The following is a 26893-nucleotide window of genomic DNA, read 5'->3' as shown; positions in this document are numbered from 1 at the left end:
GGACATCGTTACAGCACCTCCGGGGCAAGCGAGATGATCTTCATGAAGCGCTTTTCGCGGAGCTCGCGGCCCACCGGGCCAAAGATCCGGGTGCCGCGTGGGTCGCCGCCATCGCGGATGAGCACCGCGGCGTTCTCGTCGAAGCGAATGTAGGAGCCGTCGGGGCGCCGCCGTTCCTTGACGGTTCGCACCACGACTGCTTTCACGACGTCGCCACGCTTCACCCCCGCCCCGGGCAGGGCGTCCTTGACCGTGCCGACGATTACATCGCCGATCCGGGCATAGCGACGCCCGGAGCCGCCGAGCACCCGGATGCACAACAGCTCCTTGGCACCGGTGTTGTCGGCGACCCGGAGTCGGGTCTCCTGCTGAATCACGTCGGACTCCTACCTCGCGCAGACTCGCGCTACTTGGCCTTCTCGAGGACTTCCACGACCCGCCAGCGCTTCGTCGTTGACATCGGCCGGGTCTCCATCAGCAGCACGCGGTCGCCCACGCCACAGGAATTGGCCTCGTCGTGCGCCTTGAGCTTGTTGGTGCGCCGGATCGTCTTGCCGTATAGCGGGTGCTGCACCCGATCCTCGACCGCGACCACGACGGTCTTGTCCATCTTGTCGCTGACGACGAGCCCCTCCCGGGTCTTGCGGAACCCACGTGCGGTCGTCTCGGACTCGCTCATGCCACACCCTCATCGCTTTCCGTGGGTCGAACCGACAGCCCGAGCTCGCGCTCGCGCATGATCGTGTAGATCCGGGCGATGTCGCGCCGGACCGTCTGCAGCCGCTGGTTGTTGTCGAGCTGGCCGGTGGCCACCTGGAAGCGAAGGTTGAAAAGCTCCTCTTTCCCTTCGCGCAGCCGGGTTACCAGCTCCTCGTCGGCCAGCTCCCGCAGTTCCGCGGCCGTGGTTATGGCAGCCATTTACGCCTCCCCGACCTCGCGCCGGACAAATCGGCACTTCATCGGCAACTTGTGCATGGCCCGGCGCAGCGCCTCCCGAGCGATCGGCTCAGGCACCCCGGAAAGCTCGAACATGACCCGGCCGGGCTTGATGTTGGCGATCCACCACTCCGGGGACCCCTTGCCGGAACCCATCCGGGTTTCAGCCGGCTTCTTCGTCAGCGGACGGTCCGGGTAGATGTTGATCCACACCTTGCCGCCACGCTTGATGTGCCTGGTCATCGCGATCCGTGCGGACTCGATCTGCCGATTGGTCACGTAGGCGGGTTCTATGGCCTGGATGCCGTACTCGCCGAAGGTGACCTTCGTGCCGCCCTTGGCCGCGCCGGATCGGTCCGGGTGGTGCTGCTTGCGGTGCTTGAGCCTGCGCGGGATGAGCATGTCAGGCCCCCTCTCCGGTCGGCTCGTCCGTGGCGCTCGGCGCCTCCGGCTCGGGAGGAGCGGTGGGCTCCGCCGGCTCAGGCGCCGGGGGCTCGAGCGGAAGTTCGGCGGCCGGGGACTCCGGGCTGGGCGTCGGTGCCGCTGCTGATCGACCCTCGTCCCGCCGGACCGGTCGCGCGGCCCGGCCACGCTGCTGCGCGGCACGCAGGGTCGCCTGCATCACCTCACGTTCGGCACGACTCTGGACCACGTCACCCTTGTAGATCCACACCTTGACGCCGATCCGACCGAACGTGGTACGCGCCTCGTAGAAGCCGTAGTCGATGTTCGCCCGCAGGGTGTGCAGCGGGACCCGGCCTTCGCGATAGAACTCCGAGCGGCTCATCTCGGCACCGCCCAACCGGCCCGAACACTGCACCCGGATGCCCTTGGCGCCGCCCTTGATTGCCGACTGCATGGCTTTGCGCATGGCGCGCCGGAACGAAACCCGGCTCGACAGCTGCTCGGCAACCCCCTGGGCGACCAACTGCGCGTCGATCTCCGGGTTCTTCACCTCGAGGATGTTGAGCTGAACCTGCTTGCTGGTGAGCGTCTCGAGGTCGGCCCGGATCCGGTCGGCCTCGGCTCCTCGGCGCCCGATGACAATGCCGGGCCGCGCGGTGTGGATGTCGACCCGGACCCGATCCCGAGTTCGCTCGATGTCGACCCGGCTGATACCCGCGCGCTCCATACCCTTGGACATCATCCTGCGGATGGCGACGTCTTCTTTGACGTAGTCCTTGTAGAGCTTGTCCGCGTACCACCGCGACTTCCACTCGGTGGTGATCCCGAGTCGGAACCCGTGCGGGTTTACCTTCTGCCCCACTATCGGGTCCTGCCCTTCCGGTTGGCGGTGGCGCCGGCGTCGGTGACAGCGCGCGACTCGACGACGACCGTGATGTGGCTCGTGCGCTTGCGGATGCGGTACGCCCGACCCTGGGCTCGCGGTCGGAACCGCTTCATCGTCGGGCCTTCATCTACGTAGGCCTCGCTGACCCAGAGCGACTCCGGGTCCAGGTGCCCGTTGTGCTCGGCGTTGGCGATGGCCGAATCGAGCACCTTCCCGACCGGCTCGCTGGCCGACTGGGGAGCGAAGCGCAGGGTCGAGCGCGCCTCGACCGCGGGCATCCCGCGGATGAGGTCGACCACGCGACGCACCTTCATCGGGGTCACGCGGACATACCTCGCCCGGGCCATCGCGGTGGGCTGCTCGCCCACCGGATCGTGCATCGCCATAGTCCTTGCCCGTCCTGGTTGAAGTTCTACGCGCGGCGGCTGCGCCGCTCGTCCTTGACGTGGCCGCGGAAGGTCCGGGTCGGCGCGAACTCGCCGAGCTTGTGACCAACCATGGCTTCGGTGACGAATACCGGGATGTGCTTGCGCCCGTCGTGCACTGCGATCGTGTGGCCAAGCATCGTCGGCACGATCATCGAACGACGTGACCAGGTCTTGATCACGTTCTTGGTCCCCTTGTCGTTTTGAACGTCCACCTTCTTCTGCAGGTGGTCGTCGACGAAGGGCCCTTTCTTCAGGCTACGCGGCATCGCTCGTCCCGCTCCTAACGCTTCTTGTTCGTTCGGCGGCGGCGCACGATTAGAGCGTCGCTCGGCTTGTGTCGACGGGTTCGGCCCTCGGGCTTGCCCCAGGGGCTCACCGGGTGTCGACCGCCGGAGGACTTGCCCTCACCCCCACCGAGAGGGTGGTCGACCGGATTCATGGCAACGCCGCGGACACTCGGGCGCTTACCCTTCCAGCGCATCCGGCCGGCCTTGCCCCAGTTGATGTTCGATTGCTCGGCATTGCCCACCTCGCCGACGGTCGCTCTGCAGCGAACGTCGACGTTGCGGATCTCGCCGGACGGCATCCGGAGTTGGGCGAACCGGCCCTCTTTGGCTACGAGTTGAACCGCGGCCCCGGCCGAGCGTGCGATCTTCGCGCCACCCCCGGGACGCAACTCGATGGCGTGAACCACGGTGCCGACCGGGATATTGCGCAGCGGCAGATTGTTCCCCGGCTTGATGTCGCTCGCGGGTCCGGCCTCCACCACGTCTCCCTGACGGAGCCGCGCCGGGGCGACGATGTAGCGCTTGTCGCCGTCGGCGTAGTGCAGCAGCGCGATCCGGGCGGTGCGGTTCGGGTCGTATTCGATGTGCGCGACCTTCGCCGGCACCCCGTCCTTGTCGCCGCGACGGAAATCGATCACCCGGTAGGCGCGCTTGTGGCCGCCGCCCTGGTGACGGGCGGTCACCCGGCCGTGGACGTTGCGCCCACCTTTGCTGTGGACGGGGCGGGTGAGCGACTTCTCCGGCTCAGAGCGCGTGATCTCGACGAAGTCGGCCACGCTCGCGCCACGCCGTCCCGGCGTGGTCGGCTTGTACTTTCGGATCGCCATGTCGCTCGCTCAGTCCTGTCGTTTCGTCCCGGTCAGGCGACCGGGCCCCCGAAGATTTCGATCCGGTCCCCGGCCGCCACGCTGACGATGGCCCGCTTGGTGGCGTTGCGCTGACCGAAGCCCTGCCGGATGCGCTTGCGCTTTCCGGCACGGTTCACCGTGTTAACGCCGATCACCCGAACGTGGAACACCTGCTCGACGGCAATCTTGATCTGCGTCTTGTTCGCGTCCGGCCGGACAAGAAAGGTGTACTTATTCTCGTCGAGCAGGCCATAACTCTTCTCGGAGATCACTGGCGCGAGAAGCACGTCGCGGGGGTCGGGGATCACGGCTGCGCCTCCTCGTCTGGCACGGTCCCGTCGGCGTCCGCGCCGACTTCATCCACCGGTGCCTCGGGACCGACCTCGGTCCCGGTCGGGACCAGCGGGCTGTCGGCCACCGCAGCCTGGGCCCGAGCCTCTTCGACGACGGCCTCGGCCGCATCGTCCTGCGGCTCGCCGAGTTCGCTCTCCCGGGCCGTCCCGGTCACCGACCGCCCCCGACGTGGGCCGGCGAGGAACGCTGCCAGCGCCGACTCCGTAAACACCACATCGTCGCTGACCAAAACGTCGTAGGCGTTGAGCTGGTCCGGGGCGATCAAGTGAACGCTGGCGACGTTGCGCAGGCTCTTCCAGGTCAACTCGTCGTGCCGCTCGGCGACAACGAGCAGATGCCGGGCTGTGGTGATCCGGGTCAACGCGAGGACCGCCGACTTGGTCGACGGCAGCTCACCGTCGACGAAACCGGCGACAACGTGCAGACGGCCATGGCGCGACCGGTCCGACAACGCGCCGCGCAGAGCCGCAGCCTTCATCTTCTTGGGAGTGCGCTGCGCGTAGTCCCGAGGCGTGGGCCCGTGGACTACACCACCACCGGCGAACTGCGGCGCCCGGGTCGAGCCCTGCCGAGCACGACCAGTCCCCTTTTGCCGGTATGGCTTGCGCCCACCGCCGCGTACTTCGCCCCTGGTCTTGGTGTCGTGCGTACCCTGCCGGGCCGCGGCCAGCTGGGCAACCACCACCTGGTGGATCAGCGGCACGTTCACCTGGACGTCGAAGATGTCGGCCGGCAGGTCCACGGCGCCGGCTGGGTCACCGGTCACGGAGAGCACGTTGAGGCTGGTCACTGCGCGCCTCCGGTGACGACGCCGGATTTGACGGCGGTCCGGACCAGGACGAGGCCCCCGGTGGGCCCTGGCACCGCCCCCTTGATGAGGAGCAGGCCCCGCTCGGCGTCCACTGCGTGCACGGTGAGGTTCAGCGTCGTTGTCCGCACGCCACCGAGGCGACCGGCCATCCGGGTTCCCTTGAAAACTCGGGACGGCGTCGCGCAGGCACCGATCGAACCCGGTGAGCGATGCTTGCGCTCGACCCCGTGGCCGGCGCCGAGGCCCTTGAAGTTGTGCCGTTTCATCGGCCCGGCGAACCCCTTGCCCTTGCTGGTTCCGACCACATCGACCCGCGCACCCGCACTGAACACCTCGGCGGTGACCTCCTGACCGACCGTGTACGTCGATGCATCGAAGGTGCGGACCTCGACGAGGTGGCGGCGCGGCGGAAGCCCGGCCTTTCGGAAGTGACCGGTCACCGGCTTGGTGACCCGACGCGGATCGATCGCGCCGTAGCCGAGCTGGACGGCGGCGTAGCCGTCGCGTTCGGGCGTGCGGACCTGGGTGACGACGCACGGTCCGGCCTTGACGACCGTCACCGGCACGATCCGGTTCGCTTCGTCGAAGACCTGCGTCATCCCGAGCTTTTCGCCCAGGACGCCCTGGATTGATGTGGCCATGTCGCGGCGATCCCTAGAGCTTGATCTCGATGTCCACCCCGGCCGGCAGGTCGAGCCGCATCAGCGAGTCGACCGTGCGGGGGGTGGGATCGATGATGTCGATGAGTCGTTTGTGCGTACGCATTTCGAAGTGCTCGCGCGAGTCCTTGTACTTGTGCGGCGAGCGGATCACGCAGTAGATGTTCTTCTCGGTCGGCAGCGGCACCGGCCCGGCCACCTGCGCGCCGGTGCGGGTCACGGTCTCGACGATCTTGCGCGCCGAGCTGTCGATGACCTCGTGGTCGTAGGCCTTGAGCCTGATGCGGATCTTCTGTCCCGCCATCGTCTCGTACGTCCTTGTCCTCGGTGTTGCCGCCAGGCTTTCGGTACCCGGAGCGGTGGCCGGTGTCGCCACCGCTGCTCCGGGGTCGAACTACTTGATGATCTTGGTGACCCGACCCGCGCCGACGGTGCGGCCGCCCTCGCGGATCGCGAAGCGCAGGCCGTCCTCCATGGCGATCGGCTGGATCAGCTCGACCTTCATCTCGGTGTTGTCTCCCGGCATGACCATCTCGGTCCCCTCCGGCAGCGTGACCACGCCGGTCACGTCAGTCGTCCGGAAGTAGAACTGTGGCCGGTAGTTGTTGAAGAACGGCGTGTGCCGGCCGCCCTCGTCCTTGCTGAGGACATAGACCTGAGCTTCGAAGTCGGTGTGCGGGGTGATCGAGCCCGGCTTGCAGATGACCTGGCCCCGCTCGACCTCCTCGCGCTTGGTACCCCGCAGGAGGAGCCCGACGTTGTCGCCGGCGCGACCCTCGTCGAGCAACTTGCGGAACATCTCGACGCCGGTGACGGTCGTCGTCTGCACCTTCTCCTGGATTCCGACAATCTCGATGGTCTCGCCCACCTTGACGATCCCACGCTCGACCCGGCCGGTGACGACAGTGCCGCGGCCGGTGATCGTGAAGACGTCCTCGATCGGCATTAGGAAGGGCCGGTCGATATCCCGGACCGGCTCGGGGATGGACTCGTCCACCGCCTTCATCAGTTCGAGGATCGACTCGCCCCACTTGGCGTCACCCTCGAGGGCCTTGAGCGCGGAGACCCGGACCACCGGGACGTCGTCACCCGGGAACTCGTACTGGCTGAGCAGCTCGCGTACCTCGAGCTCGACCAGCTCGAGGATCTCCTCGTCGTCGACGACGTCGGCCTTGTTCAACGCGACGACGATGTAGGGAACGCCGACCTGCCGGGCGAGTAGCACGTGCTCCTTGGTCTGCGGCATCGGCCCATCCGCCGCGGAGACGACGAGGATCGCGCCGTCCATCTGGGCAGCGCCCGTGATCATGTTCTTGATGTAGTCGGCGTGCCCCGGGCAGTCGACATGTGCGTAATGCCGGTTGTCGGTCTGGTATTCGACGTGGGCGATCGAAATCGTGATGCCACGAGCCTTCTCCTCGGGCGCCTTGTCGATCTGGTCGAACGGCGTGAAGGGGTTCAGCTCGGGATGCTGGTCATGCAAGACCTTGGTGATCGCCGCCGTGAGCGTCGTCTTGCCATGGTCAATGTGACCGATGGTCCCGATGTTGACGTGCGGCTTGGTCCGCTCGAACTTGGCCTTCGCCACTGCTGTCCTCCTGTGGACGGTCTTTCGCCCTACGACGACTGAAGCTGATGGACGGGGTTACTCGCCGTGTGCCTTGGCGATGATCTCTTTTGCGATGTTCTGCGGCACTTCCGAGTACGACTCGAACTGCATGCTGTAGCTCGCTCGGCCCTGGGTCCGGGACCGCAGATCCCCGACGTAGCCGAACATCTCGGAGAGCGGCACCAGGGCCCGCACGACCCGGGCGCCGGCCCGCTCATCCATCGCCTGGATATGCCCTCGCCGGGAGTTGAGGTCCCCGATGACCTCGCCCATGAAGTCGTCGGGGGTGGTCACCTCGACCGCCATGAGCGGCTCAAGGATGACCGGGTCGGCCTGCCGCGCGGCCTGCTTGAACGCCATGGAGCCGGCGATCTTGAAGGCCAGTTCGGACGAGTCGACCTCGTGGTAGGCACCGTCCCGGAGCGTCACTTTGACATCCACCAGTGGGTAGCCGGCCAACACGCCGAACTCCATGGCCTCCTGGCAGCCGGCGTCGACGGCCGGGATGTACTCCCGCGGGATCCGGCCGCCGGTAATGCTGTTGACGAACTCATAACCACCACCGTCGCCACCGGACGGTTCGATGTCGATGAGGACCCGGGCAAACTGCCCGGACCCGCCGGTCTGCTTCTTGTGCGTGTACTCGACCTTGGCCACTTTGCGTCGGATCGTCTCCCGATAGGCGACCTGTGGCTTGCCGACGTTGGCCTCGACCTTGAACTCGCGACGCATCCGGTCGACGAGCACGTCGAGGTGCAGCTCACCCATCCCGGAGATGATCGTCTGACCGGTCTCTTCGTCGTTGCGCACCTGGAAGGTCGGGTCCTCCTCCGCCAGCCGCTGAATGGCGGTTCCGAGCTTCTCCTGGTCCGCCTTGGTCTTCGGTTCGATCGCCACCGCGATCACGGGCGCCGGGAAGTTCATCGACTCCAGGATCACCGGATTGGCAGGATCGCAGAGGGTGTCACCGGTGGTTGTGTCCTTGAGCCCCATCACGGCAACGATCTGACCGGCACCGGTCGCGTGCCGCTCCTCGCGATGGTTCGCATGCATCTGGTAGATCTTGCCGATCCGCTCTTTTCGCCCCTTGGTCGCGTTGAGGACCTGGGTGCCGGCCTCCAGCCGGCCGGAGTAAATCCGGATGTAGGTGAGCTTGCCAAGGTGCTGGTCGCTCATGATCTTGAAGGCCAGCGAGGAGAACGGCTCGTTCTCACCCGGTACCCGGGTCAGGAGGGTCTCCTCGTTGCCGACCGCATGCCCGGTAACCGCCTCGACGTCCAGCGGGCTCGGTAGGTAGTCAACGACCGCGTCGAGCATCGGCTGGACACCCTTGTTCTTGAACGCGCTCCCGCACAGGACCGGCGTGAGCTTGTTCGCGATCGTCGCCCTCCGGATCCCGGCAACCAGCTGGTCCCGCCCCGGCTCGCGGCCTTCGAGGTAGAGCTCCATCAGCTCGTCATCGTTCTCGGCAACGGTCTCGATGAGCTTGTCGCGCCACTCCCGGGCGGCCTCCGCGTGGTCGGCCGGGATCGAGACGACGTCGAACTTGTCACCCTTGCCCTCGGTCTGCCACAGCAGCGCACGCATGTCGACGACGTCGATGACGCCCTTGAAGTCGCTCTCGACCCCCCAGGGCAGCTGGACGACGAGCGGCGTCGCGGCGAGGCGAGTCACGAGCATGTCGACGGTCCGGTGGAACTCGGCACCGACCCGGTCCATCTTGTTGACGAAGCAGATCCGCGGCACGCTGTAGCGGTCAGCCTGGCGCCACACGGTTTCGGACTGCGGTTCCACGCCGGCCACGGCATCGAAGACGGCTACCGCCCCGTCGAGCACCCGCAGGGAGCGCTCGACCTCCACGGTGAAGTCGACGTGGCCCGGCGTGTCGATGATGTTGATGATGTGGCCGTTCCACTCCGCCGTGGTGGCAGCCGAGGTGATCGTGATGCCGCGTTCCTGCTCCTGTGGCATCCAGTCCATCGTGGCGTTGCCCTCGTGGACCTCGCCGATCTTGTAGTTGATACCGGTGTAGAACAAGATCCGCTCGGTCGTCGTGGTTTTGCCCGCGTCGATATGCGCCATGATCCCGATGTTGCGGACCTTGGCGAGGGTGGCGACGACGTCAGTGGCCACGATGCGTTGCGTCTCTCTCCCAGTGTCGGTAGTTACCAGCGGTAGTGCGCGAAGGCCTTGTTGGACTCGGCCATCTTGTGGGTGTCCTCGCGCCGCTTGACGCTGGCGCCCAGGCCATTGCTCGCGTCGAGCAGCTCATTCATCAACCGCTCGGTCATCGTCTTCTCCCGGCGCTGCCGGGAGTAGCTGACCAGCCAGCGCAACGCCAAGGTCGTGCTGCGGCCGGCCCGGACCTCGACCGGGACCTGGTACGTCGCGCCGCCCACCCGCCGGCTCTTCACCTCGAGGGTCGGCTTCACATTGTCCAGCGCCCGCTTGAGGGTGATCACCGGATCGCCGCCGGTTTTGGCCCGGCAGCCCTCGAGGGCTTCGTAGACGATGCTCTGCGCCCGCGAGCGCTTGCCGCGGAGCAGCACCTTGTTGACCAGGGTGGTGACCAGCGGCGAGTTATACACCGGGTCGACGAGGACGGGGTGGCGGGGAGCCGGGCCTTTGCGGGGCATCAGCTCTTCTCCTTCTTCGCTCCGTAGCGACTGCGGGCCTGCTTGCGCCCGCGGACGCCCTGGGTGTCCAGCGACCCGCGGACGATCTTGTAGCGGACCCCCGGCAGGTCCTTCACCCGGCCGCCACGCACGAGCACGATCGAGTGCTCCTGGAGGTTGTGACCGACGCCGGGGATGTAGGCCGTCACCTCGACACCGCTGGTGAGCCGTACCCGAGCGACCTTGCGCAGCGCCGAGTTCGGCTTCTTCGGCGTCGTCGTATAGACGCGCGTGCACACGCCACGGCGCTGAGGACTGCCCTTGAGCGCCGGGGTCTTGGTCTTGTCGACCTTGTCCTGCCGGCCCTTGCGGACCAGTTGCTGGATCGTGGGCAACGTTTCTCCGTCGTCTCTCGTGCGGCTCCCGGCACCGACCCCCGCGGTCGGGTGTGTCGCCCGAGCGGGCTCCGCCCACGCTTGGATGCGTCGGAGGAGAAGGGTCGGCGCCACCCCTCGTGGGGCGTGCCGGGAAGGCCCGGGTGACCCCGAGCACAAGGGCATACCCTACCGAGCCTTCAGCGCCCGGTCAAAGCCTGGGACGATCCCGGCTAGCGGTACTCCCGGTAGTCGAATTCGTCCAGCGGGATGGCCTGCCCCGAGCCGGTCCCGAAGTTGTACTCGCCGTCGTCGTAGGCACCCATAGTGTACGCGGCCGCCTTCGCCTCCTCGGTCGGCTCGACCCGCACGTTGCGGTAGCGGCTGATCCCGGTTCCGGCCGGGATGAGCTTGCCGATGATGACGTTCTCCTTGAGCCCGACGAGCGAGTCGCTGCGGGCGTGGATGGCCGCGTCGGTGAGCACCCGGGTGGTCTCCTGGAAGCTCGCCGCCGAAAGCCAGGACTCCGTCGCCAGCGACGCTTTGGTAATGCCCATCAGCACCGGCCGGGCGGACGCCGGAGTGCCGCCCTCGGCGACGACCCGGCGGTTCTCCTCCTCGAAACGCGGACGCTCGACGAGCTCTCCGGGTAGCAGGTCGGCATCCCCGGACTCCAGAACGTTCACCCGCTTGAGCATCTGCCGAATGATGATCTCGATGTGCTTGTCGTGGATCGACACACCCTGGGACCGGTAGACCTCCTGGACCTCCTTGACCAGATGCAGCTGAACCTGGCGGGGGCCGAGGATCCGGAGCACCTCGTGGGGATCGACCGCGCCGGCGTGCAGCTGCGCTCCGACGTCGACGTGCTGTCCCTCCTCCACCCGCCACTGGCCGCGGTCCCGCTCCTGCTCAGCGTCGTACCAGCGCCAGGCGAGCATGCGCTTGAGTAGCGGGTATTCCTTCGGGTCGCTCCCGTCATCGGGGACGACGACGAACTTCGCGAGCTTGTCGGTCTCCTCGATGTGCACCCGGCCCGCGACCTCTGTGATCGGAGCCACGCCCTTGGGTTTGCGCGCTTCGAACAACTCGACCACGCGGGGCAGGCCGTGGGTGATGTCCTCGCCGGCGACCCCTCCGGTGTGGAAGGTCCGCATGGTGAGCTGGGTACCCGGCTCACCGATCGACTGGGCAGCGATGATGCCGACCGCTTCGCCGACGTCGACGAGTTTTCCGGTCGCCAGGGAGCGGCCGTAGCACAGCGCGCACGTCCCGACCTTGGACTCGCAGGTCAGCACGCTGCGGACCTTGATCTGCTCGACGCCCGCCGTCACGAGCTCGCTGATCAGCAGATCACCGAGGTCGGTACCGGCGGAGGCGAGGGTCTTCTTGCCGACCGTCACGTCCTCGGCCAGGGTGCGGGCGTAGACACCGGTCTCGACGTCGTCATCACGACGCAGCTGACCGTCGCGACCCACCATGGCAATCGGCATGACGATCCCGCGCTCGGTCCCGCAATCGTCCTCACGGACGATGAGGTCCTGGCTGACGTCGACCAGACGCCGGGTCAGATACCCCGAGTCGGCGGTACGCAGGGCGGTGTCCGCCAATCCCTTTCGGGCCCCGTGCGTCGAGATGAAGTACTCGAGCACGGTCAGGCCTTCGCGGAAGTTGGTTTTGATCGGCCGGGGGATGATCTCGCCCTTCGGGTTCGCGACCAGTCCCCGCATACCAGCGATCTGCCGAACCTGCATCATGTTCCCGCGCGCGCCTGAGCCCACCATCATCGCGACCGGGTTGTACTTCGGGAAGTTCTCTTCCATCTTTTGGGCGACCTCAGCAGTCGCCCGAGTCCAGATCTCGATCAGCTCCTGGCGGCGCTCGTCATCGGTGATGACCCCCCGCTCGAATTGCTTCTGAACCTTGTCCGCCTGGATCTCGGTCTTCTCGAGGATCGCCGCCTTCTCCGGCGGCGTCACGACATCGTCGATCGCGATCGTGACCCCGGCGCGAGTGGCCCAGTGGAAACCGGCCTCCTTCAGCGCGTCGAGGGTGGCCGCCACCTGGACCTTCGGGTAACGCTCAGCCAGGTCGTTGACGATCTCTGATAGCTGGGGTTTGCGGACCTCGTAATCGACGAACTTGTAGTCGACGGGCAATGTCTCGTTGAACAGGCATCGGCCCAACGTGGTCTCGAGCAGCAGCGGCGCGCCCGGCTGCGCGTCCTCAGGCATGGCGAAGGGCCGCGCCGCGAGCTCCGTCCCACGGTCAACGTCCGGCACGTCCCGGAGCCGTATCTTGATCAGTGCCTGCAGATCGAGCCCACGGGCGTCGTGCGCCATGATCGCCTCGGACACGGACGAGAAGACCCGGCCCTCGCCGGCGGTCCCCTCCCGATGCGTCGTCAGGTAGAACAGCCCGAGCACCATGTCCTGGGTCGGTGAGGTGATCGGTCGGCCGTGTGCCGGCGAAAGGATGTTGTTGCTCGAGAGCATGAGAATCCGAGCCTCGGCCTGAGCCTCCGCCGACAGCGGCAGGTGCACGGCCATCTGGTCCCCGTCGAAGTCGGCGTTGAAGGCCGTGCAGACCAGCGGATGGATCTGGATCGCCTTGCCCTCGACGAGCTGCGGCTCGAACGCCTGGATGCCCAGTCGGTGCAGCGTCGGGGCGCGGTTGAGCAGTACCGGGTGCTCCCCGATCACCTCCTCGAGAACGTCCCATACCACCGGCCGGGCCCGCTCCACCATCCGCTTGGCGCTTTTGATGTTCTGCGCGTGGTTGAGGTCCACCAGCCGCTTCATGACGAAGGGCTTGAACAGCTCGAGCGCCATCTGCTTGGGCAGCCCGCACTGATGCAGCTTCAGCTGCGGACCGACGACGATCACCGAACGGCCCGAGTAGTCGACCCGCTTACCGAGCAGGTTCTGCCGGAACCTGCCCTGCTTGCCCTTGAGCATGTCGGACAGGCTCTTCAGCGGCCGATTCCCGGGTCCGGTGACCGGGCGGCCTCGGCGACCGTTGTCGAACAGCGCGTCGACGGCCTCCTGGAGCATCCGCTTCTCGTTGTTGACGATGATCTCCGGAGCCCCGAGGTCGAGCAATCGCTTGAGACGGTTGTTCCGGTTGATGACCCGCCGATAGAGGTCGTTGAGGTCACTCGTCGCAAACCGGCCACCGTCGAGCTGGACCATCGGACGCAGATCCGGCGGGATGACCGGGACGCAGTCCAGGACCATCCCCATCGGTGAGTTTCGGGTGTTGAGGAACGCCGATACGACCTTGAGGCGCTTGAGCGCTCGGGCCTTCTTCTGGCCCTTACCGCTGCGGATGGTCTCTCGCAGCGACTCGGCCTCGGCCTCGAGGTCGAACCCCTCGAGCAGCTTCTTCAGCGACTCGGCGCCCATCCCGGCCTCGAAGTACTCGCCCATCGTCCCGGGAGGGGTCTTCCAGTTCCCCGCGGCGTCCTTAACGCCCTTGGCGAACCGGTCGCGGAGCTCGCGGTAAACCCGCTCATCCGGGATCAGCTGCTTGACCGCCAGCTTCTTGAACTCGTCGAGAACGGCGTCGAGCTCGTCGAGCTGGCGCTGCGCGCGATCCCGGAGCTGGCGCATCTCGCGCTCCGCCCCGTCGCGCACCTTGCGCCGGACATCGCCTTTGGCGCCTTCGGCCTCCAGCTCGGCGAGGTCGGCCTCGCTCTTCTTCTGCCGCCCTTCGATGTCCGCGTCACGCTTGGCTTCGATCCGTTGCTTCTCGACCGAGATCTGGGCCTCGACACTGGGCAGGTCGCGATGGCGAGCCGTGTCGTCGACCTCGGTAACCAGGTACGCCGCGAAATAGATGATCTTCTCGAGGTCTTTGGGGGCGAGATCGAGCAGATAGCCGAGCCGGCTAGGCACGCCCTTGAAGTACCAGATGTGGGTGACCGGCGCGGCGAGCTCGATGTGGCCCATGCGTTCCCGGCGCACCTTCGCCCGGGTCACCTCGACGCCGCAGCGCTCGCAGATGATGCCCTTGAACCGGACCCGCTTGTATTTCCCGCAGTAGCACTCCCAGTCCCGGGTGGGGCCGAAGATCTTCTCGCAGAAGAGCCCGTCCTTTTCCGGCTTGAGCGTGCGGTAGTTGATCGTCTCCGGCTTCTTCACCTCCCCGTGCGACCACAGACGGATGTCGTCCGCGGTCGCCAAGCCGATGCGCAACTCGTCGAAGAAGTTGACGTCCAGCACAGTGCTTTTCTCCTAGGTCTCGTCGTGGTCCGTCGGGTGAGGAGGAGCTAGACCTCCTCGACAGACGACGGTTCACGACGACTGAGGTCGATACCCAGTTCTTCCGCAGCGCGGAAGACGTCTTCGTCGGTGTCACGCATCTCGATCTGCATGCCGTCACTGGAGAGCACCTCGACGTTCAGGCACAGCGACTGCATCTCCTTGATCAGCACCTTGAACGACTCCGGAATCCCCGGCTCCGGGATGTTCTCGCCCTTGACGATCGCCTCGTAGACCTTGACCCGGCCCAGGACGTCGTCGGACTTGATCGTGAGCAGCTCCTGCAGCGCGTAGGCGGCCCCGTACGCCTCGAGGGCCCAGACTTCCATCTCGCCGAACCGCTGCCCGCCGAACTGCGCCTTTCCGCCGAGCGGCTGCTGCGTGATCATGGAGTAAGGGCCGGTAGACCGGGCGTGGATCTTGTCATCCACCAGGTGGAGCAGCTTGAGAATGTAGATGTAACCGACCGCGATCGGCTCCCGGAAGGGCTCACCGGTTCGGCCATCGAAGAGGTTCGCCTTCCCCGCCCGGCCGATCAGCTGAACACCATCGCGGTTGCTCAATGTCGCATCGAGCAGCCCGGTCACCTCCTCCTCGCGGGCACCGTCGAAGACGGGGGTCGCCAGCAAGGTGTCCGGAGACGCCTCGAGCGCATCCACCTCGGCGAGCCGCTTCTGCCACGGTTCCGAGCGGCCGGTGATCTTCCAGCCGGTCTTCGCCACCCAGCCGAGGTGGGTCTCCAGCACCTGCCCGACGTTCATCCGACCCGGCACTCCGAGCGGGTTGAGCACGATGTCGACCGCGGTGCCGTCCTCGAGGAACGGCATGTCCTCCTGCGGCAGGATCTTCGCGATAACGCCCTTGTTGCCATGCCGCCCGGCCAACTTGTCGCCTTCGGTGATCTTGCGCTTCTGGGCGACATAGACCCGGACCAGCTCGTTGACTCCGGGCGGCAGCTCGTCGCCCTCATCCCGGCTGAACACCCGGACACCGATCACCTTGCCGGACTCGCCGTGCGGCACCTTGAGCGAGGTGTCTCGCACCTCGCGGGCCTTCTCGCCGAAGATCGCCCGGAGCAACCGCTCCTCGGGGGTGAGCTCGGTCTCCCCCTTGGGGGTGACCTTGCCGACTAGAACGTCCCCGGGCCCGACCTCCGCCCCGATCCGGATGATCCCCCGCTCGTCGAGGTCCGCGAGGACCTCCTCGCTCACGTTCGGGATGTCTCGGGTGATCTCCTCGGGACCCAGCTTGGTGTCCCGGGCGTCGACCTCGTGCTCCTCGATGTGGATCGAGGACAGCACATCGTCCTGGACCAGCCGCTGAGACAGGATGATCGCGTCCTCGTAGTTGTGGCCCTCCCAGGGCATGAACGCCACCAGCAGGTTCTTGCCGAGCGCCATCTCCCCGTTCGCAGTGCACGGCCCATCGGCGATGACCTGCCCGGCCGCCACCCGCTCCCCGTCGTGGACCATGGGCTTCTGATTGATGCAGGTGCCCTGGTTGGACCGGCGGAACTTGGCCAATCGGTAGGTCCGGCGGGTCCCGTCGTCGTGGTGGATCGTGATGTAGTCGGCACACATGTCCTCGACGACGCCGGCCTGCTCGGCAACTACCACGTCCCCAGCGTCCTTGGCGGCGCGCTGTTCCATGCCGGTGCCGACCAGCGGGGCCTCGCTGCGCAGCAGGGGCACGGCCTGGCGCTGCATGTTCGATCCCATCAGGGCCCGGTTCGCGTCGTCATGCTCGAGAAACGGGATCATGGCCGTGGCAACAGACACCATCTGCCGCGGCGAGACGTCCATGTAGTCGACAGCCGCCGGCTCGAGGTAGTCGACCTCGCCGCCCTTCTTACGAACCAGGACCCGCACCTCGGCGAACTTGCCGTCGGTCGTGAGCGGAGCGTTCGCCTGCGCGATGACGTAGCGATCCTCTTCGTCGGCGGTCAGGTAGTCGATCTGGTCGGTGACCTTGCCGTTCTTGACCTTCCGGTAGGGGGTCTCCACGAACCCGAAGGAGTTCACCTTTGCGTAGGTGGAAAGTGACCCGATCAGGCCGATGTTCGGGCCTTCCGGCGTCTCGATCGGACACATCCGCCCGTAATGGCTCGGGTGCACGTCGCGGACCTCGAATCCCGCGCGCTCCCGCGACAGACCGCCAGGGCCGAGCGCGGACAGCCGCCGCTTGTGCGTCAGGCCCGCCAACGGGTTGGTCTGGTCCATGAACTGGGACAGCTGGCTGGTGCCGAAGAACTCCTTGATCGACGCAACCACAGGGCGGATGTTGATCAGGGTCTGCGGCGTGATCGCCTCGACGTCCTGAGTCGTCATTCGTTCGCGGACGACCCGCTCCATCCTAGCCAGACCGATCCGGACCTGGTTTTGGATCAGCTCCCCGACGGTACGCAGCCGCCGGTTGCCGAAGTGGTCGATGTCGTCGGTTTCGAAGCCCGGCTCTGCGGCGTGGAGCCGGACGATGTAGTCGATCGCAGCCACGACGTCGTCCTCGGTCAGCGTGCCCGTCGAGTGCGGGAGGCTGAGGCCGAGCTTCTTGTTCACCTTGTATCGACCGACCTTGGCCAGGTCGTAGCGCTTCTCGTTGAAGTAAAGATTCGTCAGGAGCGCATCGGCCGCATCTCGCGTCGGCGGCTCGCCGGGACGAAGCTTGCGATAGATGTCGACCAGCGCCTCGTCCTGGGTCTGGGTGTGGTCCTTATCCAGGGTGATCCGCATGGACTCGAAGTCGCCGAAGCGCTCGAGGATCCGCGCGTTGTCCCAGCCGAGCGCCCGGAGCAGGACCGTGACCGGCTGCCGGCGCTTACGGTCGATCCGGACCCCGACGGTGTCCCGCTTGTCGACCTCGAACTCGAGCCAGGCGCCCCGGGAGGGGATCACCTTGCAGCCGTACACGTCCTTGTCCGAAGTCTTGTCGAGGGTGCGCTCGTAGTAGACGCCGGGCGACCGGACGAGCTGGGAGACGACAACGCGCTCGGTGCCGTTGATGATGAACGTGCCGCCCGTCGTCATCAACGGGAAGTCCCCCATGAAGACCGTCTGACTCTTGATCTCACCGGTCTCGTTGTTCGTGAACTCGGCGATGACGAACAGCGGCGCCGAGTACGTCATGTCCTTGTCCTTGCACTCCTCGATGGAGTACTTGGGCTCCTCCAGCCGGGGTTCCCGGAACTCGAGGGACATCGACTCGGAGAAGTCCTTGATCGGGCTGATCTCGGTGAGGATCTCCTCCAGACCCGGGATCACGTCCGGCCCAGCCTCGGCGCGCCATGCCTCCGCGCCGATCAGCCAGTCGAAGGACGAGGTTTGCAGGGCCAGGAGGTTCGGGACCTCGAGCGGCTCACGGATCTTGGCGAACGAGATCCGTCCGGAGTCGGTACGCGAGGGGCTGGTCGAAGCGGTGCGCGAGGGGGCCAAGAGGGGTCCTTCCAAGTGCTCGCGGGCGAAGCGCGCGCACGCCGGACGACCCGCCACAAGGCGAGGTCGTCAGAAGGCAGCGCAGAGGTGCAGTGTAGCCATAAGGCACACCGCTGTCGAGGCGAGCCACGTCGAGCTGCCGGGCTGCTGTTGTCACTGCTAGGACGAGGATGGCGGGTCGGGCCGGAATCGTCAACCAGGCTCGCCGGGAATCGCTGCCGCTCAGAGCGCCTGGAGGCCGGACACGAGCCAGCGGCCGTTCTGCTTGACCATGGTCACCAAGACCCGGTCCCGGTCCAAGCGGCCGGCTGCCTCGGCCGTGCCGGTCGTCAACTGGTTGAGGAACAGCAGCACGAAGCCCTGATTGGCCGTGAGATCACGGACTCCGCCGATGATCACCTGGCTGACGATCACCGAGTGGTTCGTCAGGTAGGTGGCTTCGATCTGACCGCGGAACTTGTCGTACCCCGCCCGGAACGCGGGGGTGAGGTAGGCGTTGGCGTTGGCGACGTCGCGGCCGAGATGCCGGTAGTCGACCGAGATGACGGCCGTCGCCCCGGCCTCGGCCGCTTGGAGCACCTGGATCCGCGAACTGCTCGCGGAGCTCAACGGATCAAGCCTTCCCTTGATCAAGAACCCTACGACGCCGAGCCCGACGGCCAGCAGGGCGGCGATCCCGATCGCTACCAGCAGGGGGGCGAGCCTGGGGTCCCGCGGGGGGATCACCGCCGGGGCGTCCTCGTCGTCCGCAACCTCGGCCGCTTGCGGCGCGAGGTCGCCCGTGCCCCCGGGAGGGGCTTCCGGCTCCGGCTCCGGTTCCGGTTCCGGTTCCGGTTCGGGCTCCGGCTCCGGCTCCGGCTCCGGTTCGGGCTCCGGCTCAGACGAGATGTCCGGCTCCGGGGGCGGCGGCAGATCCGTCTCCGGCGGCAGCTCCGGCACCCGCACCGCTTCGTCACTGTGCGGTTCGAACTCGTCACCTAGCGGCGCGGGAACCGGGTCGGCCAGCGGGGCGGATGTCGGTTCAGTGATCGTCTCAGTGATCGTCGGGGCGCTATCGGCTTCCGGCTCCGCCTCCGCAGGTCGCGGCGGGATCTGCGGCTCCTGTGGCTCGGCGGCAGCGGGCCCGGCCTCGGCCTCGGGCTGTTCCGGCTCGCCCTCGTCCGGATCCCTGGCCGCCCGATCCGGCCGCACCGGTTGCCCGGCCACCCGGATTCTGCGGCGCCTCGCGGATTCGTCGCTCATCTGATCACCGGGCCCGGGATCACGAGCTGTCCACGTCGCGGACCGAGTCGAGCAGCCAATGCCCGTTCGTCCGCACCATGACGACGACCAGCCGGAGCCGAAGGGGGTTGGTATCCGCAGTACCGCCCAGTACCTGAACGTAGTCCTCGCCGGCGACGATGAGGGTGGCGGTGCTGCCGCCAGAGGTAGCTATGGCGGCATCGTCGATGCGGCCTTGGGAGACCAGCTTGTTGCCGATGAAGTTGGCGCGGACGGAGGCCTCGTTCTTGATGAAGTCAGCCTTGAAGGGGCCGGTCGATTCCGCAGATACGAGCGCGAACTCGCCGTCCAGCTTTCGGAAGTCGAATGAGGTGAAGTTCAAGACCTCCTGCCGCGCGGTGGCCAGCAGGGCCTGCTCGGCGGACACCGTCGAGCGCAGCGACGAGAGCCGGTCAGACCAGAGGCCCACGAAGACGGCGAGCGCGATGATTCCCGCGACGAGCACACCCAACAGGCCCGCGAGAGCCGGCACGGCGGGACTCCGGCGCGGCAGGAGAGCATCGGTCGAGACGGCCATGCGCTCCCTCGGGCTGGACGGTCGAAGCCGTCGGACGACGTGTCAGCCGAGGACGGGAGCCAGCAACAGCCACTGCCAGGACTGGTTGCCCAGGTACTGCTGCTCGCCGCCGCTATCGCCGAGGACGTAGGTCTGTCCGTCGGGCGCCCGGATGACGCCGGTGAGCGGATCATACGGCGCGATCGTCATGCCGCGCGCCGCCGGGGCGGCGCTCGCGGACGGGTAACCCGAGGTGTTCGGGGGCGGTCCCGCGGACGGGCCCGACGGGTAGGTGGCGCCGGGTAGCTGCTTGTACCCGCCCGGCGGCGGATTCTCCGTGCTATCCCCCGGCGGCCGCGGCGAGTTGCGAGCCCCGCGGACGTCGGACGGGCCCGAAGAGCCACCGTTCGCCAGCACTGATTGGTTGCAGTAGGTGTTGAGATTGGCCGGTCCCCCGTAGTTGCTCGGGACGTTGGAACGGGGCGTCGTCCCGTAACCGGTCGTGCACACCGCCGGGTTCTGCGTCGTCGCGATGCCGAAGTGGGCATGGCCGAGCAAGGGTTGCCCGGGCGTCGTGCTCCCGGCGGTGAGGAAGCCGTTGGCGACGTTCGACGGGTATAGCGCGAGGATCGTCTTCAGCCCCGGGATCCTTACCTCCTGAACCTGCGCCAACGTGACCAGGTTCGAGAGCAGCACGGGCAGGTCCGTCTGGTTAGCCTGGAGCAGCTGCTGGAGTTGCTGAGCGCTGAGAACCCCGTTGTCCAAGAATGATCGCAAATCGGGATCGCTCGAGACCAGCTGTCCGGACAGACCGGCCAGGTTGGCGGTGAAAGCCTGCAGATCGCCGTTGAGCGCCTGCTGCGTGTCGAGCACGGTGCGGCCGGAGTCGAGCAGCGCGATGTCGGTGGGCAGGTTCTGCTTCGCCGTTTGGGTCAGAGCGTCCCCGGCGTCGATCAGGCGTTGCAAGGCGGGCCCGGTGTCCTGGAAGGCGTTCCCGAGCTCGGAGATCACCGTCTCCAGCTGCGGGATGTTGACTGAGGTGACGAATTTGTCCAGGTTCAGCAGGATGGTCGCGTCGTCCACCGGGATCGAGGTGCGATTCAACGAAATGACTCCGCCGTCGCGCAGATAGGGGCCGGACATCGTCTGCGGCTCGATGTCGACGTATTGCTCGCCGACCGCGGACAGGTCGGCGACCATCGCATTGCTGTCCGCCGGGATCTTGTTCTTGTATTTCGAGTCGATCTGCAAGTGAACGGCGACCCCGTTGGGGACGTTCTTGTCGAAGCTCAGCGAGCCGACCTTGCCGATCAGGACTCCACGCTCCGTGACCTGGGCGTTGGCGAAGATCCCTCCGGAGTCACGGAAATAGGCGGTGACCGTAAACGGCCCACCGAACGGGTGAATACCGACGTAGGTGAGGCCGGTGTAGATCACCCCTAGGAACGAAATGATCACGAAGGCGACAAGTTGAATCTTGACCCTGCGGCTGATCATGGCGTCCCTACCACACCGAGGAGGCGCTCCAGAGCCTGTTCGCCGGCGGCGACCGGTCCGGTCTGGGTCGGGACGAGCGGGCTCACGGTCGGAAGGAGCGGGCTCCCGTTCCCGGTCGCGCCTCGGCCCGTGGTACCGCCCTGACGGCTGGCCAGGGCCGTCGGGCAGACGTTGATCGGCAGCATGAGCACGGCGCAAGTCTGCGGGCTCACCAGCACCGTCGCGTAGAGGGCCGTGTAATCGCCTGGGATGGCTGCCACCGAGTCGAGCGGGAACGGGTAGTCGAGCAGCAGGTCCAGCGAACGCGGCAGCGAGCTGCCCGCCGCGGCGATTCGAGCGACGATGGGCTTCAGGTCGGCGAAATCAGCGGTGGTGGCGGCCTGGCTCGCGTTGATCACCCGGGTCGCGACGACACCGAGATTGGACAGACTAGACAGGAGCCCGACCAGTTGGTCCCGCTCGTCGGCGAGGACCTTGAGCCCGGGGCCGAGTTCATCGAGCGCAGTCGCGATGGTCTGGCGCTGTGCCTCCAGTTGACTGGACAGCGCCTCGGTCGCGTTCAGAGCGCGGACGATCTCCGACTTCTGGGTGTTGAGGCCGCCGAGCAACACGTTGAGCTGGTGGAGCAGGTCTCGAACGCTGGCCTCGCGGCCGGTCAGCGCCTGGGAGAGCTCGTAGTCGATCGTCTCGAGCTGGCCCAGACCGCCGCCATTGAGCAGGAACGAAAGCGCCCCGAAGACCGCTTCGATGTCGGGGTAGGAAGTGGTGTTGCCGTATTGGATCGTGATCGCGCCGTCCGGACCGGTCGGGCTGAGGAAACCGGCGGCGGGGGGCACCCCGGCTGGTGGCCCGAGCTCGACGAACTTCTCACCGAGCAGGCTAGTCTGCTGAAGGATCGCCACGGTGTTGCTGGGCAGGTGCGCCGACTTCTGGATCTGCATGACGACCTTGGCCGCCCACCTGGGCTGACCGCTCGGGTCGGTGACCTTCGCCAGGGTGATCTTCTCCACGGTGCCGACCGTCACGTCGGCGACCTTGACCGAAGATTGCGGGACCAGGTCGGAGACGTTGTCGAAGTAGGCGACAACCCGGACCGGGCCTCCGACCGATCCCGGCAGGGACACCCCGTAGAGACCTTGGGTGAGGGAGCAGCCGCCAAGTGCGAAGGCGAGGGCGAGCGCGGCGACGAGGACCCGGGGGAGCCGGCGGTAGGTCATTGGCCGGCTCCCAACAATGCATCGAGCGACTGCTGCGCGGACGGCACGCCCGCGGTGCCCGCGCTGACGCCAACCGCCGGGCCGGCCGCGAGGGTGCACGGCTGACCGAGCGCGGTCAGTAGCTGGCAGAACGGGCTCAGCGGACTGGTCGGGGGTCCGAAGCTCTGCCCGCTGTTGTTGCGTGTGCGCAGAGTCTGGCTGGCCGGGTCGTAGGTGAGAGCCAGGTCGGCGAGGGCGGTCGGCGCGTTGTCCAGGAACTCTTCGAGTGCCCGCTTCTCGCTCACCAGCCCGCTGGTCACCGATGTGAGACCGGTGATGTCCGCCGTGAGCTGGGACTTGTTCTCCTGAACGAACGAGGCGACCTGGCCGAGCGCGATGGCCAGGTTCTTGAGCGCGAGCCCGAGGTCCCGTCGCTCGTTGTCGAGTTGCGCGGACACCGTCGCCAGATCGGCGCTCACCCGACGGACGCCCCCGTCGTCCTGAGCCAAGGTCTGGCTGAACTTCTCGAGGTTGCTCAGCGTGCCGAACAGGTTGCTTCGGTTTGACGACAAGGTGCTGATCGCCTGGGAAAAGGCCTCGACCGTGTCGTGGAACTGCTGCCCGTTCCCCTCGAGATTCGCGGCACCGACCTGAATCAGTTGGGCCAGGGCCCCGTGCGCGTTCGCGCCGTTGGGCCCGAGCGCGACGTCGAGTTGGTTGATCTCACCGAAGATCTGGTCAAGTTCGACCGGGACCTCGGTACGGCTCATCGGAATCGGCTGGCTGGCATCGAACAGCGGTCCGCCGGAGTACACCGGTGCGAGCTGCACGTAACGGTCCGACACGATCGACGGCGGGACGAGGATCGCGTCGACGCCGGCGGGGAGCTTGTACTTGGCGTCGTAGCTGATCTCCACGACCACCTGGGTTCCATCCGGGGTGATTTTGGTGATCTTGCCGACGGGGACGCCGAGGATCCGCACGCTGGAATCGACGTAGAGTCCGGTGACCCGAGGGAAGATCACGGTGAGCCGTTTCTGCGGCGCACCGGAGGAAAGCGCCACCGCTACGGCGGCGATCAGCACGGCCACGGCGGCCGCAACCAACAGGGGCAGGCGCCTCATATCAGTGCCCCCCCGGCGGCCCGGACGAGGACTGGGGACCCAGCTGGACCTGGTTGGACGGCGGCGGGAGATTCGCGACCAGGGTGTCGAACCATTCCCCGTTGCCCAGGGTGTTCGTGAAGTCCCGCACGAAGGGGGCAAGCAGGTGCACCGAGTTCACGAGATCGAACTGGTCTTTCTGGAGGATGGTGATCACCGAATGCAGGTTCGTCAGGGCGGGTGTCAGTGCGGCCCGGTTCTCCGCCACCAGGGCGGTGAGCTGGCTGGCCAGCTCCGCGGAGTTGACGAGCAGGGCATGGATGACCGCGGACTGCTCGTTGAGGGTCTGCAGAATGAGGTCACCGTCGTTGATCAGTTTGGTCACCTCAGCGTCGCGCGCGGCCAACTCCGCGGTCACGTTCTGAGCATGACCGAGCAGGTCGGTGAGCACCGCGTCGCGGGAGGCAATGGTCGTGGATAGTCGCTGAAGGCCGACCAGGGAGGACTTCACCTCGGGCGGGGAGGTCGAGAACGCCGAGGCGATCGTCGTGAAGGCCTGCGCGAGCTGGGTGGTGTTGATCGCCTCGATGTGCTGCGCCAGACCGATGAACGCGGTCGTGACGTCGAAGGGTGTGGTGGTCCTGGTCACCGGTATCACGGCGCCGGAGGCCAGCTGACCGCTGCCCTCGGAGTCGATGAGGATGTACTTCTGGCCGAGCAGGGTCTTGATCTCGATCTCGGCATGGCTCTGACCGCCCAGGGTCGTTCCCTTGACCCGGAAAGCCACCCGCACGACTGTGCCGTGCAATGCGATGGACTCGACCGACCCGATCTTCACGCCGGCCAGCCGGACATCGTCGTTGGGCTGAAGGTTGCTCGCGTCGGTGAAATCGGCGTAGTAGGTGGTGCCCCCGCCGATCAACGGCAGGCTCTGCGCGTTGAAGGCAGCGAACAGGACGATCAGAATGGCGGTGAGCCCGATCAGTGCGATCGGGACCGGATTGCGCTCGCGGAACGGGGTCATCAGCCACCGCCCGCATTGCAGGCGGGGGCATTGACGTGCAGGCGAACGGTGCTGTATGTCAAGGTCCCGTTCGGGTTCTGCACCGCGTAGTCCGCGTTACACAGGTAGAAGTTGAACCAGGAGCCGTACGTCGCCGTGCTCGTGATCCGATTGAGCTTGTCCGGAAGGGTCGTCAGGAACTCGTCGAGGGTGGTCTTGCCGTCCTTGTTCTTGGTGGTCGCGAGCGAATTGGCGAGGCTACTCAACCCGAATAGGTCTGCGGGCAGCGGAGGCCGGATATCTGAGATGAGCTGAGCGGTCGAAACGGCCAGGCTGTTGATGTTGCCGAGCGACGCCGCAATCGTGCCTCGGTCCTGAGCCAGCCCGGTCACCAGCCGCTGAAGCTGGACGATCAGCTGATCGAGTCCCTGGTCGTGTGCGTCGACAGTGCCCAGGACCCCGTCCAGGTTGTTGATGACCTGACCGATCAGGGCGTCCCGGTCGGCGATCGTCGTGGTCAGCGACGCGGAGTTCGTCAGCAGCTGGTCGATGGTGCCGCCTTCACCCTGCAGCGTCTGGATGACGTCGTAGGAGAACGCATTGACATCCTGCGGCGACAGCGCCTGGAACAGTGGCTTGAAGCCGTTGAAGAGGTCCGTGAGGTTCAGGGCCGGAGACGTCTGGCTCAGCGGGATCAACCCACCGCTGGGAAGCAATCCGGCCGGGCCGGGGCTCTCCTGGATCTCGACGAACCGCTGGCCGACCAGGTTTCGGTAGCGCATGACCGCCCGGGCCGACGTGAACAGCGGGACGCTCTTCTGTAGGACGAACGTGACCTCGGCGTAGACCGGAAGGCACGTCGGGGTGGCGAACGGGCATTTGTTCCGGTCATCGACGATCTTGATTCCCTTGACCTGCCCGACCCGAACACCGGCGACCCGCACGTCGTCGCCCGGGATCAGGCTGGTTACGTCTTTGAAGTCCGCCCGGTAGGTCACGGTTGCGCCGCCGAGGCCGCCGTTCGCGATGGTGATCCCAAGCAACAAGGTGACGAAGCCCGTCAACACAGCGAAGATCACCAGCTTGACGAGGTTGCTCCCCGTACGCGGATTGAGCCTCACGAGTAGCTCACCGCCCCACCGCGGACCACCGGCCCGACGAGGAGGTCCGCGTAGTTCGGCACCTGGTCACTGGACACGCCGAGCAGCGGCGCGGTGACGGCGGCCACCGCGCTCACATCAGCCGGGCTGCCGTCGAGTCCCATCGAAGCCAGCGCCACCTTGCTCGAGTTCGGCGGCGGCGGCGCGATCCCCGGTGGGGCGGGGGCATTGGGCAACCCGTGGCAGTCCGGACCTGGGTCGCTCGAGTTCTGCGGCAGGTCGACCGGGTAGGTGTAGCCCGGTGGCTGCTGAATGGCCTGGACCGTGATGTGCAGCGCCGGCGTCGAGGCCGGGATGCCCGGTGACGCGCCGAGAGTCTGGAACGTGGAGGCGATCAGGGGATGGATCCTGTCCAGCCCGATCAGCAGGCAGGTGAACTCCGGCGAGTAGCGGGCGAGCGTGGCCAGGGTCGGCTCACTGAAGTCGGCCAGGTTGATCAGGTTGGATGCGTTCTGCGCGGTGATCTCCCGGGCGGTGTTCGCGAAGCCCGCGGTGCCGATCAGGAACTGCGCATAGACATCCTGCTTCTCGGTGATCGTCCGGGCGTTGACCGAGAAGTTGCGTGCCATGGCCAGCAGGTTGGGGGTGGCCTGGGCGTAGTTCGCGGCGAGGTCGGCCAGTCCTGAGATGTCGTGCTCGAACGTGCCCAGGTGCGGGTTGAACGAGGCGAAGTACTGATCGGCGAGGGTGAGGTTCTGGCCGAGTTCGCTCCCCCGGCCCTGAAGGGCGGTGGCGAGCGCGGTCAGGGTGTAGTTGAGCTGCACCGGCTTGAGCGCCTGAAGCAACGGCAGCAGGTCGTCGAAGACCTTCTCGGTCTCGATCGCCGTCGTTGAGTGGTTCTCGTCGATGACCGGGTTCTTGACCTCGCTGATGTTCGTCGCGGAAGGGTCGGCCGGAAGGATCAGATCGACGTACTTCTCGCCGAACAGGGTCTTCGGCAGGATCTCGGCGGTCACGTTGATCGGGATGATCGAGGCCTCGTTCGGGTCGATCTCCAGGTCGAGGAGCGCGTACTGCCCGTTCGTCGAGACGGCCCGGACCTGGCCCACCTCGATGCCGCGCAGCTTGACGTCCGCCGGGACGATCAGCTGATGCCCGATTCGATCGGCCTGCAGGACCACCTTGATCGTGTGATCCCAGGGCAAGGCCTTGTTGTATATGACGATCGTGAGCGCAAGGAGAAAGCCCACGACGACAAGGAAGGCGAGCCCCTGCAGCTTTCGCTTAGCGGCGATGAGAACACCGGCGGGCATAG

At 66.5% G+C, this 26893-nt stretch carries 25 protein-coding genes and 1 pseudogene; all 26 read right to left on the bottom strand.

What is annotated here, in order from left to right; genetic code table 11:
- Window positions 1-8: 8 nt before the first annotated feature.
- Window positions 9-377 (bottom strand): 50S ribosomal protein L14, encoded by a 369-nt coding sequence (gene rplN, locus VNG13_11770; GenBank protein HVA61191.1) that lies wholly within the window; start codon window positions 375-377, stop codon window positions 9-11.
- 29 nt (window positions 378-406) lie between these two features.
- Window positions 407-679 (bottom strand): 30S ribosomal protein S17, encoded by a 273-nt coding sequence (rpsQ, locus tag VNG13_11765; GenBank protein HVA61190.1) that lies wholly within the window; start codon window positions 677-679, stop codon window positions 407-409.
- A complete protein-coding gene (gene rpmC, locus VNG13_11760) occupies window positions 676-918 on the bottom strand; it encodes a 50S ribosomal protein L29 (protein ID HVA61189.1) in 243 nt (80 codons plus the stop codon). The genes rpsQ and rpmC overlap by 4 nt, the downstream gene beginning before the upstream one ends.
- Window positions 919-1338: a 50S ribosomal protein L16 gene (gene rplP / locus VNG13_11755; protein HVA61188.1), complete on the bottom strand. Its 420-nt coding sequence runs from the start codon at window positions 1336-1338 to the stop codon at window positions 919-921. It abuts the gene before it with no gap.
- Between the two features lies 1 nt (window position 1339).
- Window positions 1340-2203, bottom strand: coding sequence for a 30S ribosomal protein S3 (gene rpsC, locus VNG13_11750; GenBank protein ID HVA61187.1), 864 nt, complete (start codon window positions 2201-2203; stop codon window positions 1340-1342).
- Entirely contained in the window at window positions 2203-2574 is a 372-nt protein-coding gene (gene rplV, locus VNG13_11745) for a 50S ribosomal protein L22 (protein HVA61186.1), read from the bottom strand. Before rplV ends, rpsC begins: the two co-directional genes overlap by 1 nt.
- A 65-nt stretch (window positions 2575-2639) precedes the next feature.
- Window positions 2640-2921 (bottom strand): 30S ribosomal protein S19, encoded by a 282-nt coding sequence (gene rpsS, locus VNG13_11740; protein HVA61185.1) that lies wholly within the window; start codon window positions 2919-2921, stop codon window positions 2640-2642.
- 14 nt (window positions 2922-2935) lie between these two features.
- Complete coding sequence (gene rplB / locus VNG13_11735; GenBank protein ID HVA61184.1) at window positions 2936-3769, bottom strand: 50S ribosomal protein L2; 834 nt, start codon at window positions 3767-3769, stop codon at window positions 2936-2938.
- 32 nt (window positions 3770-3801) lie between these two features.
- Window positions 3802-4098 carry a 50S ribosomal protein L23 gene (rplW, locus tag VNG13_11730; protein ID HVA61183.1) on the bottom strand — a complete coding sequence of 99 codons (297 nt, stop codon included), beginning with the start codon at window positions 4096-4098 and terminating at the stop codon, window positions 3802-3804.
- Window positions 4099-4313: 215 nt separating this feature from the next.
- Window positions 4314-4934: pseudogene (rplD, locus tag VNG13_11725) on the bottom strand (50S ribosomal protein L4).
- A complete protein-coding gene (gene rplC / locus VNG13_11720; GenBank protein ID HVA61182.1) occupies window positions 4931-5596 on the bottom strand; it encodes a 50S ribosomal protein L3 in 666 nt (221 codons plus the stop codon). Before rplC ends, rplD begins: the two are co-directional and overlap by 4 nt.
- Window positions 5597-5609: 13 nt before the next feature.
- Window positions 5610-5918 (bottom strand): 30S ribosomal protein S10, encoded by a 309-nt coding sequence (gene rpsJ / locus VNG13_11715; GenBank protein ID HVA61181.1) that lies wholly within the window; start codon window positions 5916-5918, stop codon window positions 5610-5612.
- Window positions 5919-6008: 90 nt separating this feature from the next.
- Window positions 6009-7202 (bottom strand): elongation factor Tu, encoded by a 1194-nt coding sequence (tuf, locus tag VNG13_11710; GenBank protein HVA61180.1) that lies wholly within the window; start codon window positions 7200-7202, stop codon window positions 6009-6011.
- Window positions 7203-7259: 57 nt separating this feature from the next.
- Window positions 7260-9356, bottom strand: coding sequence for an elongation factor G (fusA, locus tag VNG13_11705; protein ID HVA61179.1), 2097 nt, complete (start codon window positions 9354-9356; stop codon window positions 7260-7262).
- Window positions 9357-9388: 32 nt separating this feature from the next.
- Window positions 9389-9859, bottom strand: coding sequence for a 30S ribosomal protein S7 (rpsG, locus tag VNG13_11700; GenBank protein HVA61178.1), 471 nt, complete (start codon window positions 9857-9859; stop codon window positions 9389-9391).
- The gene (gene rpsL, locus VNG13_11695; GenBank protein ID HVA61177.1) at window positions 9859-10233 is read right to left on the bottom strand and encodes a 30S ribosomal protein S12; all 375 of its coding nucleotides are present in this window, start codon (window positions 10231-10233) and stop codon (window positions 9859-9861) included. Before rpsL ends, rpsG begins: the two co-directional genes overlap by 1 nt.
- A gap of 212 nt (window positions 10234-10445) precedes the next feature.
- Entirely contained in the window at window positions 10446-14435 is a 3990-nt protein-coding gene (locus tag VNG13_11690; protein ID HVA61176.1) for a DNA-directed RNA polymerase subunit beta', read from the bottom strand.
- Window positions 14436-14482: 47 nt separating this feature from the next.
- A complete protein-coding gene (rpoB, locus tag VNG13_11685) occupies window positions 14483-17917 on the bottom strand; it encodes a DNA-directed RNA polymerase subunit beta (protein ID HVA61175.1) in 3435 nt (1144 codons plus the stop codon).
- A 207-nt stretch (window positions 17918-18124) separates the two neighbouring features.
- A complete protein-coding gene (locus VNG13_11680; GenBank protein HVA61174.1) occupies window positions 18125-19144 on the bottom strand; it encodes a hypothetical protein in 1020 nt (339 codons plus the stop codon).
- A gap of 19 nt (window positions 19145-19163) precedes the next feature.
- Window positions 19164-19655: a hypothetical protein gene (locus tag VNG13_11675; protein ID HVA61173.1), complete on the bottom strand. Its 492-nt coding sequence runs from the start codon at window positions 19653-19655 to the stop codon at window positions 19164-19166.
- An 87-nt stretch (window positions 19656-19742) separates the two neighbouring features.
- On the bottom strand, window positions 19743-21176 hold the full coding sequence (locus VNG13_11670; GenBank protein HVA61172.1) for an MlaD family protein: 1434 nt from the start codon (window positions 21174-21176) through the stop codon (window positions 19743-19745).
- Entirely contained in the window at window positions 21173-22393 is a 1221-nt protein-coding gene (locus VNG13_11665) for an MCE family protein (GenBank protein ID HVA61171.1), read from the bottom strand. The genes VNG13_11670 and VNG13_11665 overlap by 4 nt, the downstream gene beginning before the upstream one ends.
- The gene (locus VNG13_11660) at window positions 22390-23496 is read right to left on the bottom strand and encodes an MCE family protein (protein HVA61170.1); all 1107 of its coding nucleotides are present in this window, start codon (window positions 23494-23496) and stop codon (window positions 22390-22392) included. Before VNG13_11660 ends, VNG13_11665 begins: the two co-directional genes overlap by 4 nt.
- A 1-nt stretch (window position 23497) precedes the next feature.
- Window positions 23498-24499: an MCE family protein gene (locus VNG13_11655; GenBank protein HVA61169.1), complete on the bottom strand. Its 1002-nt coding sequence runs from the start codon at window positions 24497-24499 to the stop codon at window positions 23498-23500.
- Complete coding sequence (locus VNG13_11650; protein HVA61168.1) at window positions 24499-25599, bottom strand: MlaD family protein; 1101 nt, start codon at window positions 25597-25599, stop codon at window positions 24499-24501. Before VNG13_11650 ends, VNG13_11655 begins: the two co-directional genes overlap by 1 nt.
- A complete protein-coding gene (locus VNG13_11645) occupies window positions 25596-26891 on the bottom strand; it encodes an MCE family protein (protein HVA61167.1) in 1296 nt (431 codons plus the stop codon). Before VNG13_11645 ends, VNG13_11650 begins: the two co-directional genes overlap by 4 nt.
- Between the last annotated feature and the right edge of the window lie 2 nt (window positions 26892-26893).

It is taken from the genome of Mycobacteriales bacterium, from assembly GCA_035533475.1.
Classification (GTDB): domain Bacteria; phylum Actinomycetota; class Actinomycetes; order DATLTS01; family DATLTS01; genus DATLTS01.
Note: the sequence above shows the minus strand (reverse complement) of the source record. Positions and strands in the feature narration are given on the sequence as shown.

What these genes read in the sequence shown, in the direction of transcription:
- rpsS (HVA61185.1), bottom strand. Translation starts at nt 2,921, where the DNA reads ATGCCGCGTAGCCTGAAGAAAGGGCCCTTCGTCGACGACCACCTGCAG.
- rpsQ (HVA61190.1), bottom strand. Translation starts at nt 679, where the DNA reads ATGAGCGAGTCCGAGACGACCGCACGTGGGTTCCGCAAGACCCGGGAG.
- VNG13_11680 (HVA61174.1), bottom strand. Translation starts at nt 19,144, where the DNA reads ATGAGCGACGAATCCGCGAGGCGCCGCAGAATCCGGGTGGCCGGGCAA.
- VNG13_11645 (HVA61167.1), bottom strand. Translation starts at nt 26,891, where the DNA reads ATGCCCGCCGGTGTTCTCATCGCCGCTAAGCGAAAGCTGCAGGGGCTC.
- VNG13_11655 (HVA61169.1), bottom strand. Translation starts at nt 24,499, where the DNA reads ATGACCCCGTTCCGCGAGCGCAATCCGGTCCCGATCGCACTGATCGGG.
- rpsJ (HVA61181.1), bottom strand. Translation starts at nt 5,918, where the DNA reads ATGGCGGGACAGAAGATCCGCATCAGGCTCAAGGCCTACGACCACGAG.
- rplC (HVA61182.1), bottom strand. Translation starts at nt 5,596, where the DNA reads ATGGCCACATCAATCCAGGGCGTCCTGGGCGAAAAGCTCGGGATGACG.
- VNG13_11665 (HVA61171.1), bottom strand. Translation starts at nt 22,393, where the DNA reads ATGACCTACCGCCGGCTCCCCCGGGTCCTCGTCGCCGCGCTCGCCCTC.
- rplP (HVA61188.1), bottom strand. Translation starts at nt 1,338, where the DNA reads ATGCTCATCCCGCGCAGGCTCAAGCACCGCAAGCAGCACCACCCGGAC.
- rpmC (HVA61189.1), bottom strand. Translation starts at nt 918, where the DNA reads ATGGCTGCCATAACCACGGCCGCGGAACTGCGGGAGCTGGCCGACGAG.
- VNG13_11660 (HVA61170.1), bottom strand. Translation starts at nt 23,496, where the DNA reads ATGAGGCGCCTGCCCCTGTTGGTTGCGGCCGCCGTGGCCGTGCTGATC.
- VNG13_11670 (HVA61172.1), bottom strand. Translation starts at nt 21,176, where the DNA reads ATGATCAGCCGCAGGGTCAAGATTCAACTTGTCGCCTTCGTGATCATT.
- rplB (HVA61184.1), bottom strand. Translation starts at nt 3,769, where the DNA reads ATGGCGATCCGAAAGTACAAGCCGACCACGCCGGGACGGCGTGGCGCG.
- rplV (HVA61186.1), bottom strand. Translation starts at nt 2,574, where the DNA reads ATGGCCCGGGCGAGGTATGTCCGCGTGACCCCGATGAAGGTGCGTCGC.
- rpsG (HVA61178.1), bottom strand. Translation starts at nt 9,859, where the DNA reads ATGCCCCGCAAAGGCCCGGCTCCCCGCCACCCCGTCCTCGTCGACCCG.